Here is a 10659-nt window from a genome sequence, read left to right as displayed (position 1 = left end):
GAGGCGGAGGCGGACCGACTGCGCGGTGAGGCACACGACACCGCGGAGCAGCTGAAGGGCGCGGCGAAGGACGACACCAAGGAGTACCGCGCCAAGACCGTCGAGCTGCAGGAGGAGGCCCGCCGGCTGCGCGGCGAGGCGGAGTCGCTGCGCGCGGAGGCCGTCGCCGAGGGCGAGCGGATCCGCGGTGAGGCGCGACGCGAGGCGGTCCAGCAGATCGAGGAGGCGGCCGGCCGGGCCGAGGAGCTGCTGGCCAAGTCGCGTACGGACGCCGAGGTGCTCAGGTCCACGGCCACCAGCGAGAGCGAGCGGGTCCGCACCGAGGCCATCGAGCGCGCGGCCTCGCTGCGCAGGCAGGCCGAGGAGGCGCTGGAGCGGGCCCGGAACGCGGCCGAGGAGCTGCGCTCGGATGCGGCCGAGCAGACGCGGCAGCAGTCGGAGGCAGCGGCCGACGAGGCGCGGCAGCTGCGCGAGGAGGCCGAGCGGGCCGCGGCCGACCGGCGCGCGGAGGCCGACGAGGAGCTCGGCCGGCTGCGGACCGAGGCCGAGGAGCGGGTCACCGCGGCCGAGTCGGAGCTGCGCGACGCGCGCTCGGAGGGCGAGCGGCTGCGCCGGGAGACCGCGGAGGAGACCGAGCGGCTGCGCGCGGAGGCCGCGGAGCGGATCCGTACGTTCCAGCAGCAGGCCGAGGATGAGGCGGAGCGGCTGCGCTCCGCGGCTGTCACCGATGCCGCCGACGCGCGCGCCGAGGGCGAGGCCGTGGCCGTACGGCTGCGGGGCGAGGCGGCGGCGGAGGCCGAGGAGCTGCGCCGGCAGGCGCAGGAGACGGCGGACCGGGTACGGGCGGAGGCCGCGGCCGCGGCCGAGCGCACCGGCGCGGAGGCGGCCGAGGCGCTGGCGGCCGCGCAGGAGGAGGCGTCGCGCCGCCGCCGCGAGGCGGAGCGGCAGCTGAGCGAGGCGCACGAGGAGGCGCACCAGGAGCGCTCGCAGGCGCGCGAGCAGAGCGAGGAGCTGCTGGCGTCGGCCCGGCGGCGGGTCGAGGAGGCGCAGGCCGAGGCGCGGCGCCTGGTCGAGGAGGCGGAGCAGCGGGCGGCGGAGCTGGTCGCGGCCGCCGAGCAGACGGCCCAGCAGGTGCGGGACTCGGTCGCCGGGCTGCACGAGCAGGCCGAGGAGGAGATCGCCGGTCTCCGCTCGGCCGCCGAGCACGCGGCGGAGCGCACGCGCACGGAGGCGCAGGAGGAGGCCGACCGGGTCCGCTCGGACGCGTACGCGGAGCGAGACCGGGCGGCGGAGGACGCGGCACGGTCCCGGCGGGAGGCGCAGGAGGAGGCGGAGGCCGCCAAGTCCCTTGCCGAGCGCACCGTTTCGGAGGCGATCGAGGAGAGCGACCGGCTGCGCGCGGAGGCCCGCGAGGACGCCCACCAGCGGCGGAACGACGCGGCGGAGCAGGCCGACCGGCTCATGTCGGAGGCCGCGGCCGAGGCGGACCGGCTCACCTCGGAGTCGACGGAGGCGGCCGAGCGGCTGCGCGCGGAGTCGACGGCCGAGGCGGAGCGGCTGCGCGCCCAGGCCGCGGACACCCTCGACTCCGCGGAGCAGGAGGCCAACCGCACGCTGGACGAGGCGCGTTCGGCGGCGGGCCGCCGCCGCTCCGAGGCCGCCGAGCAGGCCGACCGCCTGATCACGGAGGCCGCTTCGGAGGCGGAGCGGCTCACCTCGGAGGCGACCGCGGAGGCGGAGCGGCTGCGCGCCCAGGCCGCGGACACCCTCGACTCGGCCGAGCAGGAAGCCAACCGCACCCTCGACGAGGCCCGCGCGGAGGCCAACCAGCGCCGCTCGGACGCCGCCGAACAGGCCGACCGCCTCACCACCGAGGCCGCCGGCGAAGCCAACCGCGTACGCACCGAGGCCGCCGAGGAGTCCGAGCACGTCCGCACCGAGGCCTCGAACGAGGCCGAGCGGCTGGTCGCCGAGGCGACGGCCGAGGCCCGGCACCTCACGGCGGAGTCGACCGCCGAGGCGGACCGGCTGCGCCGCGAGGCGGCGGCCGAGGCCGAGCGGCTGCACGCCGAGTCGACGGCGGCCGCCGAGCGGCTGCGCGCCGACGCGACCGCGGAGGCGGAGCGACTGCGCGCCCAGGCCGCCGACACCCTCGACTCGGCCGAGCAGGAAGCCAACCGCACCCTCGACGAGGCCCGCGCGGAGGCCAACCAGCGCCGCTCGGACGCCGCCGAACAGGCCGACCGCCTCACCACCGAGGCCGCCGAGGAGTCGGAGCGGGTGCGCGGTGACGCCGCCGCCGCGTCCGACCGCGTACGCGCGGAGGCCGCGGCCGAAGCGGAGCGGCTGGTCGCCGAGGCGGCGGCCGAGGCCGAGCAGCTGCGCACGGAGGCGGCCGAGGCGCTGTCCTCGGCGCGCGAGGACGCCGAGCGCACCCGCGAGGAGTCCGAACGGCTCAGGTCCGACGCGGAGTCGGCCGCGGCCACGATGCGCCGGGAGGCCCGCGAGGAGGCCGACCGCGCGCTCGACGAGGCCCGCGACACCGCCGCCCAGCGGCTGTCCTCGGCCGCCGGGCGGGCGGACCAACTCGTCGCCAAGGCCCAGGAGGAGGCGGTACGTAGCGCGGCCGCCGCCGAGGAGCAGGCCGACACCATGGTGGGTGCCGCCCGCAAGGAGGCCGAGCGGCTGGTCGCCGAGGCCACCAACGAGGGCAACTCGATGGTGGAGAAGGCCCGTACGGACTCCGACACCATGCTCGGCGAGGCCCGCGGGGACGCCGCGGCCATCCGCGAGCGGGCCGAGGAGCTGCGCGCCCGGATCGAGGCCGAGGTGGAGGAACTCCACGAGCGGGCCCGCCGGGAGACGGCCGAGGCCGTCAAGACGGCGGGCGAGCGCGCGGACAAGCTCGTCAAGACGGCCGAGGAGCAGCTGACGGGGGCTCAGGCCAAGGCCAAGTCCCTTGTGGCGGAGGCCAACAGCGAGGCCAGCAAGGTCCGTATCGCCGCCGTGAAGAAGGCCGAGGGCCTGCTCAAGGAGGCCGAGCAGAAGCGCGCGGAGGCCACCAGGGCGGCCGAACGAACCAAGGCGGAGGCGCAGGCCGAGGCCGAGCAGATCCACGCGGACGCGGCCGAGGAGGCGCGGCGCACGGTCGACGAGGGCAAACGCGAACTGGAGGTGCTCGTTCGGCGCCGTGAGGACATCAACGCCGAAATCTCCCGCGTCCAGGACGTGTTGGAGGCCCTCGGGTCTCTCGAGTCGCCGGGTGGCGGCTCCGCGGCGGCCGTCAAGGCGGGTGCCGGAGCGGGTACCACCCGATCGAGTGGCAAGTCATCCGATGGGTAAGCCACTCGAAAGAGTGTTGATTCTCCGGATCAAACCGGCGTGGGCTCGATGACACGCCGTCTGCGGCCCTAGGATTCCCCCTATCACCTCACCGGTCTCTTTCGACAGGAACCCCATGAGCGACACCTCTTCCCCCTTCGGCTTCGAGCTCGTGCGGCGTGGGTACGACCGCGGTCAGGTGGACGACCGCATCACGAAGCTCGTCGCCGACCGTGACAGTGCCCTGGCGCGTATCACCTCGCTCGAGAAGCGCATCGAGGAACTGCACCTCGAGACGCAGAACGCCCAGGCTCAGGTCAACGACGCGGAGCCGTCCTACGCCGGGCTCGGCGCGCGAGTAGAGAAGATCCTGCGGCTCGCCGAGGAAGAGGCGAAGGACCTGCGCGAGGAGGCCCGCCGGGCCGCCGAGCAGCACCGCGAGCTGGCGGAGGGCGCGGCCCAGCAGGTCCGCAACGACGCCGAGTCGTTCGCGGCCGACCGCAAGGCCAAGGCCGAGGACGAGGGTGCCCGGATCGTCGAGAAGGCGAAGGGCGAGGCCGCGTCGCTGCGTGCGGACGCGCAGAAGGACGCGCAGTCCAAGCGCGAGGAGGCGGACACCCTCTTCGAGGAGACCCGCGCCAAGGCCGCGCAGGCCGCCGCCGACTTCGAGACGAACCTGGCCAAGCGCCGCGAGCAGTCCGAGCGCGACCTGGCCTCGCGTCAGGCCAAGGCCGAGAAGCGCCTCGCCGAGATCGAGCACCGCGCCGAGCAGCTCCGCCTGGAGGCGGAGAAGCTGCGCACCGACGCCGAGCGCCGCGCCCGCCAGACGGTGGAGACCGCGCAGCGCCAGTCCGAGGACATCGTGGCGGACGCCAACGCCAAGGCCGACCGGATCCGCAGCGAATCCGAGCGCGAGCTGGCGGCGCTGACGAACCGTCGCGACAGCATCAACGCCCAGCTGACGAACGTCCGCGAGATGCTCGCCACGCTGACCGGCGCGGCCGTGGCCGCCGCCGGCGCCCCGGGCGGCGACGAGGAGTCCCTCAGCCGCGGCGTCCCGGCCCAGCAGACCCGCTAGTCGCTCGCCGCGCGGGCCGCTCCGCGCCACGGGCCACCAGCTGAGCCCGGCTCACCCCGTTGTGCCCCGCGCCACCTTCGATGGCGCGGGGCACACGTCTTTGTGCCTTTCTGTGCCTTGCACAGCGGCTCACGTTCGAGCTCCCCGCCCTCATCGGCCGCGCGCCGCCACCACCGGTCGCTGACCACACCACCACCGGTCGCGCGCCGCGCCACCACCGATCGCCGGCCACGCCGCCCCCGGCGGACAGCCGTCGGCCCCAACTCCCGCTCGCAGCGATGCAGACGGCGATGGCGATGGCGACGGCTCGGGCGGCGAAGAAGGCCCGCCGCGACGGTGAGCAGCCAGGACAGCGGAGACCGGACGGGGGCACCGCCCAGCGGTAGTCGGCGGAGCCGAACCTGGCCGCCCCAGCGGTAGCCGGGCGGAGCCGAGCCGGTCGCAGTCCGGCCTTCCCGGTCGGCGGGGGGGGAGCCCCCGGCCCCACTACCGGGGGTCCATCCCTAGCGGGAAGCGCGCCCGCGCCTATAGCGTGAGGGCATGATCGAGCTGGAGGGGCTGACGAAGCGGTACGGGGCCAAGCTGGCCGTCGACCGGCTGACGTTCACCGTCCGACCGGGCATCGTCACCGGCTTTCTCGGCCCGAACGGGGCGGGCAAATCCACCACCATGCGCATGATGATCGGCCTCGACCGCCCCACGGCCGGGGACGTGCGGATCGACGGCCGGCACTACGCCGACCTCCGCGACCCGCTCACGTACATCGGCGCCCTGCTGGAGGCCAAGGCCGTGCACGGCGGCCGCAGCGCCTACAACCACCTGCTGTGCCTCGCACAGAGCAACGGCATTCCGCGCAGCCGGGTGCACGAGGTGCTGGAGACCGTGGGGCTCACCTCGGTGGCGAAGAAGCGCGCCAAGGGCTTCTCGATGGGCATGGGGCAGCGGCTCGGCATCGCGGCGGCGCTGCTCGGCGATCCGCGGATCCTGATGTTCGACGAGCCGGTCAACGGCCTCGACCCCGAGGGCATCCACTGGATCCGCAATCTGATGAAGCGGCTGGCGGCCGAGGGGCGCACCGTCTTCGTCTCCAGCCACCTGATGAGCGAAATGGCGCTCACTGCCGACCACTTGGTGGTCATCGGCCAGGGCAGGCTGCTCGCCGACACCTCGATGCCGGAGTTCATCGCGCAGAACTCGCGGAGCTATGTGCGGCTGCGCGCCCCGGAGCAGGAGCGGCTGCGCGACCTGCTGGACGGGGCCGGGATCACGAAGGTGACGGCGGCCAAGGACGGCTCCCTGGAGGCGGAGGGCACCGACGCGGCGCGCCTCGGCGAGCTGGCGGCGGAGCACGGCCTCGTCCTGCACGAGCTGTCCCCGCAACAGGCGTCCCTGGAGGACGCGTTCATGCAGCTGACGGCGGAGTCGGTGGAGTACCACGCGCACAGCGGCGGTGCGGCCGGGGCCGTCGACGGGCACGTCCTCGCCGAGCCGCCCGTCGCGGGCGTGACTGCCGCGGGCGCGACCACCGCAGGGCAGCCGGCGGCGCCCGCCGCAGAGTGGGGCGCCGGATGGCGCGAGCAGCAGAGCGGCGGCCGCAAGAGCAGAAAGGGAAGTTGAGCGATGACCGCGACCCGGGTCCTGCAGTCGGAGTGGACGAAGATCAGGTCGGTGCAGTCGACCATCTGGACGCTGGCCCTCGCCGTGGTCGTCACACTGGCCCTCGGCGCGCTGATCAGCATCGTCACCCGGAACACCTTCGATGACATGCCGACGCAGGACCGGTTGTTCTTCGACCCGACGTTCGTGAGCTTCGCGGGCATGGGCCTGGGACAGCTGGCGATGATCGTCTTCGGGGTGCTGGTGGTGTCCAACGAGTACAGCACCGGCATGATCCGCAGCTCGCTCGCCGCCGTACCGCGGCGCGGCACGTTCCTCTTCAGCAAGATCGCCGTGGCCGCCCTCCTCGCGCTCGTCATCGGCATGATCACGAGCTTCGGGGCGTTCTTCCTCGGCCAGGCGCTGCTGGGCGAGCACCGGGCGTCCATCGGCGACCAGGGGGTGCTGCGCGCGGTCTTCGGCGGCGGGCTCTACATGGCACTGATCGCGGTGTTCTCGATGGGCATCGCCGCGATGCTGCGCAGCCCGATGCTGTCGCTGGGCATCCTGATGCCGTTCTTCTTCATCATCTCCAACATCCTGGGCAACGTGGACGCCACCCGGAAGGTCGGCCAGTACCTCCCGGACCAGGCGGGCAGCAAGGTCATGCAGGTCATCACGCGCCCCGACAACAGCGCACCGTACGGGCCGTGGGGCGGGCTGGCGATCATGGCGGCGTGGGTGGTGGCCGCGCTCATCGGCGGCTACCTCGTCATCAAGAACCGAGACGCGTAAACGCCTGCCGCTCGGGCACGCAATCAACTACCGCGTGGGCCACTCCCCCGAGGTCGACTCCCGCCGAACACCGACCCCGGCCCTGGTCGACTCCCGCTCGACACCGACCCCGCCCCAGAAGGCGAGACCGGTGACGACCACGCGGAGCGCGCCCGGCCCTTCCCGCTGGGTTGCGGCGGTGGCCGGTGGTGTCGGTTGGGCGTGACCGGCGGCGGGTGGCTCCGTCAGGGGGCTCAGTGTCTTGGCGCGTTGCGGGAGCGCTGCACGCGGGCGGTGCGGCGGTCCTTGGCGTTCCAGCAGGCGGCGTGCCAGTGGCGGCGGTCGTCGACTGTGCCCTCGCGGGCCCAGGCGACCACGTGGGGAACGCCGGGCGGAATCTCCTGGTCGCAGCCCGGGCAGCGGTAGTGCTTGGCGGCTGCCGAGCCGCCGACGCGTCGGACCACCCACTCCTCGCCGCGCCAGCTCTCGGTCTGCTCCAGGCCGTAGCGGTCGCTCTCCGACCGCTGGCCGGGCGGTCCCGCGGTGGCGCGCGGGCGGTTTCGACGCGGAGACAAGGGGGCACCTCGCGGATTCGGAAGTCGGGGACCGGGTGGGTTCGCCGTCCAGCGTACGCACATTCCGTACGCCGGCCGCGCGTTGTCCACAGGGCTTGGCGATCACGCCGATAATCCGCAAAGTTTCTCCCCAAGCCGTGCCTTTGGCACGTGTCGGCCGTTGTTGCCGGAGGGGGGAGTTGGCCGCGCCCGCGGCGGCAAGGAGGCAGAGGGCAATGCACGTTGGAGCTTTTGTACTGGCCGCGCAGTTCCCCGGCCAGGGCCAGCAGGAGGTGCTGCACCGCGCGGTACGGACCGCGGTGGCCGCCGAGGAAGCCGGTCTGGACTCGGTCTGGCTCGCCGAGCACCACTTCGTACCGTACGGGGTCTGCCCCTCCGCCGTGACGCTCGCCGCCTTCTTGCTCGGCCGCACCCGGCGGATCGGCGTCTCCACGGCGATCAGCGTGCTGCCGACCGCACACCCGGTGGCGCTGGGCGAGCAGGCCGCGCTGCTGCACCTGACCTCCGGCGGCCGGTTCACCCTCGGCGTGGGCCGCGGCGGGCCGTGGGTCGACCTGGAGGTCTTCGGCCAGGGCCTGGCAGCGTACGAGTCCGGGTTCCCCGAGTCGCTGGACCTGCTGCTGCGCTGGCTGCGCGAGCCGCGCGTGGGCGCGGACGGGGAGCGGTTCGCCTTCCGCGAGGTCGACGTCGTGCCGCGCCCCGGGGAGCTGCTGGACGGCCCGGAGGCGCCGCCGGTGGTCGTGGCCTGCACCTCGCCCGCGAGCGTGCGGCTGGCCGCCGAGCGCGGGCTGCCCATGCTGCTGGGTATGCACTGCGGCGACGAGGAGAAGGCGGAGATGGTCGCGCTCTGGCGCAAAACCGCCCTTGCGGCGGGCAGTTCACCCGAGGAGGTGGCCGCCGCGGGTCATGTTTCGGCCGGGGTCGCGCAGATCGCGGACTCGCGCGCGGACGCGGCGGAGGTGCTGACGAAGGCGATGCCCGGCTGGCTGCGGCAGGGCCTGGCGGCCCATGTAACGGTCGACGGCAGGGAGCGCCGGATGCGCGACCCGCGCGCCTACACGGAGCTGCTCTGCGACCTGCACCCCGTGGGCCCGCCCGCGCTGTGCGCGGACCGGCTCGCGGCCACGGCGGAGCGCACCGGGATCAGCCGGTTCGCGCTGCTGGCCGAGGGCACGGGTGATCTCACCGCCACCGAGGAGAACGTCCGGCGGCTGGGGAGTGAGGTGCTGCCGCTCCTGCCGTGCTGACTCCCCCTTCCCACCCGGAGCGGCAGCGACAGGCGTCAGCAGTCCCGTAGTTCGGGTGACTGGTTGAGCAGCTGGCCGCGGATGGAAGTGAACTTGGCCAGCCGCTCGTCGACCGCGGGGTCCAGCGGGAAGACGGCGACGCGGTGGCAGTTCTGGAACGCCAGCCGTACGCCGAAGTGCCGCTGCAGGGCACCGCGTATCGCGTCGCTCGCCAGCGCGCGCAGCAGCTGGCCGCGCGCCTGCTCGTCCGGCGGCGGCGTCTGGTTGTCGGCGAACTCGCCGCCGTCCACCTTGAGTTGGGCCACCAGCGAGCTGATCAACTGCCATGCGTAGGGCAGGGAGTTCCGGACGCAGTCGACGAATTCGGCTTCATCGACCTCGCCTCGCTCGGCCTGCTCTAGCAGGGCCGGTGAGACGTCGAGCGACATGTGGTTCTCCTCTCGTGACCCCCGTGGCAGGGGTCTCACGGGCTGGAAAAGGAAGCGCTGTCGAGACGCGGCGTGCCCGCACGACGACTTCCGGCATCAACGTTAGGCCTGGCCGGGCGGGCGCACCAGGAGAATGGGCACACAACCGGCCACTGGCGAACGTGTTCATCCAGGGCGAATCGCGTTGGGCGGGCCGGTTCGAGTAGCGTGACCGACCATGCGTCTCGTCATCGCCCGCTGCTCCGTGGACTACGCGGGCCGGCTCACGGCCCACCTCCCCTCGGCCCCCCGTCTGATCCTCGTGAAGGCCGACGGCAGTGTGTCCGTGCACGCCGACGACCGGGCCTACAAACCCCTCAACTGGATGTCCCCGCCCTGCACCCTCAAGGAGGGCGACGGGGACGTGTGGACCGTGGTGAACAAGGCGGGCGAGAAGCTCATCATCACCATGGAGGAGGTCCTGCACGACTCCTCGCACGAGTTGGGCGTGGACCCCGGTCTGATCAAGGACGGGGTGGAGGCGCACCTGCAGGAACTGCTCGCCGACCGGATCGAAACCCTCGGCGAGGGCTATTCGCTGATTCGGCGCGAATACCCCACCGCAATCGGGCCAGTCGACATCCTGTGCCGGGACGCGGACGGCGCCACGGTGGCCGTCGAGATCAAGCGCCGCGGTGAGATCGACGGCGTCGAGCAGCTGACCCGCTACCTCGACCTCCTCAACCGCGACCCGCACCTGGCGCCCGTGAAGGGCGTCTTCGCGGCCCAGGAGATCAAGCCCCAGGCCCGGGTCCTGGCCACCGACCGCGGCATCGGCTGCGTGGTCCTGGACTACGAGGCCCTGCGCGGCATCGAAGACGACAAACTGCGGCTGTTCTGAGGCGCCGAGGCCCCCAACCGACGTACCCCGTATCACCGTTGGCGGTGATACGGGGTACGCGCTTTCTCGGATGCGCAACCGATCGGCGGCCGGTCGTCAGACCACCGGGGTGCCGGCGGCCGCCGGGCCCGAGAGGGCGACCGGGACCGGCCCACTGGCCGAGTTCGAGGTGTCGGAGATCGGCTCGGACGGGTCCTCCGGGGTGCTCGGCGGGTCCTCGGGCTCCGACTCGGTCGGGGTCGGCGTGATGCTGGACGGCGGCCGAGTGGACGGCGGCTTCGTGGTCGGCTTGGACGTCTTGGTGGGGGTCGGGGGCTTCGGCGGGTCCTCGGGGCTCTCCGGGTCCTGCGGGTCGCTCGACCGCGTCTCGGTCGGCTCCCCGCTCTTCGAGGGGCTGCCCGAGGACGGCTTGCCGCCCGGGCTCGCCGAGCCCGACTCCGAGGCCGAAGGGTCGGCCTTCTTCCCCGACTTCTTCGGGCTCGGGGTCGCGCCGGGGGCGGTCGGCTCGTCGACGATGTAGCCGTTCTCCTCGTCTCCGGTGGAGGGCTGCTCGTTGGTGACCGTGCCGCTCGGTCCGTTCCCGCCATTGGAGGTGGCGCCGAGCGTGACGACCGTACCGAGTACGGCCACCAGCAGCGCGCCCGCTCCGGCCGCGACCGCGTTGCGGCGGGCCCCGCCCAGGACCGTACGGCGGAAGCCGGAGCGCTTTCCGAGGCCCGGGCCGGCGCCGAAGCCCGGTACCGCGAGGCCGCCCGCCTGG

8 protein-coding genes and 1 pseudogene are annotated in these 10659 nt (G+C 73.6%); 6 read left to right on the top strand and 3 right to left on the bottom strand.

What is annotated here, in order from left to right; genetic code table 11:
* From AOK16_RS21050 to AOK16_RS21035, 4 genes are all read left to right on the top strand, one after another.
* Positions 1–3342 (top strand): hypothetical protein (locus AOK16_RS21050; RefSeq protein WP_055473753.1); only part of this gene is annotated, 3342 nt, incomplete at its 5' end.
* Positions 3343–3457: 115 nt separating this feature from the next.
* Positions 3458–4399 carry a coiled-coil domain-containing protein gene (locus AOK16_RS21045; RefSeq protein ID WP_055473752.1) on the top strand — a complete coding sequence of 314 codons (942 nt, stop codon included), beginning with the start codon at positions 3458–3460 and terminating at the stop codon, positions 4397–4399.
* 540 nt (positions 4400–4939) lie between these two features.
* A complete protein-coding gene (locus AOK16_RS21040) occupies positions 4940–6016 on the top strand; it encodes an ABC transporter ATP-binding protein (RefSeq protein ID WP_055473751.1) in 1077 nt (358 codons plus the stop codon).
* Positions 6017–6019: 3 nt separating this feature from the next.
* Positions 6020–6790, top strand: coding sequence for an ABC transporter permease (locus tag AOK16_RS21035; protein ID WP_055473750.1), 771 nt, complete (start codon positions 6020–6022; stop codon positions 6788–6790).
* A gap of 233 nt (positions 6791–7023) precedes the next feature.
* Here the strand turns inward: AOK16_RS21035 and AOK16_RS21030 are convergent, their stop codons facing one another.
* Positions 7024–7344, bottom strand: coding sequence for a hypothetical protein (locus tag AOK16_RS21030; RefSeq protein ID WP_055473749.1), 321 nt, complete (start codon positions 7342–7344; stop codon positions 7024–7026).
* Between the two features lie 215 nt (positions 7345–7559).
* Here AOK16_RS21030 and AOK16_RS21025 point away from each other — a divergent pair, with 215 nt between their 5' ends.
* Positions 7560–8591, top strand: coding sequence for an LLM class flavin-dependent oxidoreductase (locus AOK16_RS21025; RefSeq protein WP_055473748.1), 1032 nt, complete (start codon positions 7560–7562; stop codon positions 8589–8591).
* Between the two features lie 35 nt (positions 8592–8626).
* Here the strand turns inward: AOK16_RS21025 and AOK16_RS21020 are convergent, their stop codons facing one another.
* Entirely contained in the window at positions 8627–9019 is a 393-nt protein-coding gene (locus tag AOK16_RS21020) for an SCO5389 family protein (RefSeq protein WP_055473747.1), read from the bottom strand.
* Between the two features lie 217 nt (positions 9020–9236).
* On the opposite strand from AOK16_RS21020, the gene nucS reads away from it, so the two are divergent.
* The gene (gene nucS / locus AOK16_RS21015) at positions 9237–9899 is read left to right on the top strand and encodes an endonuclease NucS (protein WP_055473746.1); all 663 of its coding nucleotides are present in this window, start codon (positions 9237–9239) and stop codon (positions 9897–9899) included.
* A 96-nt stretch (positions 9900–9995) separates the two neighbouring features.
* On the opposite strand, the pseudogene AOK16_RS21010 reads toward nucS, so the two are convergent.
* Positions 9996–10659, bottom strand: a pseudogene (locus tag AOK16_RS21010) (ATP-binding protein); the annotation flags it as partial.

Source organism: Streptomyces pathocidini (assembly GCF_001418495.1).
Lineage (GTDB): Bacteria > Actinomycetota > Actinomycetes > Streptomycetales > Streptomycetaceae > Streptomyces > Streptomyces pathocidini.
The sequence above is the reverse complement of the archived record's forward strand: the minus strand, read 5'-3'. Positions and strand labels throughout refer to the sequence as shown.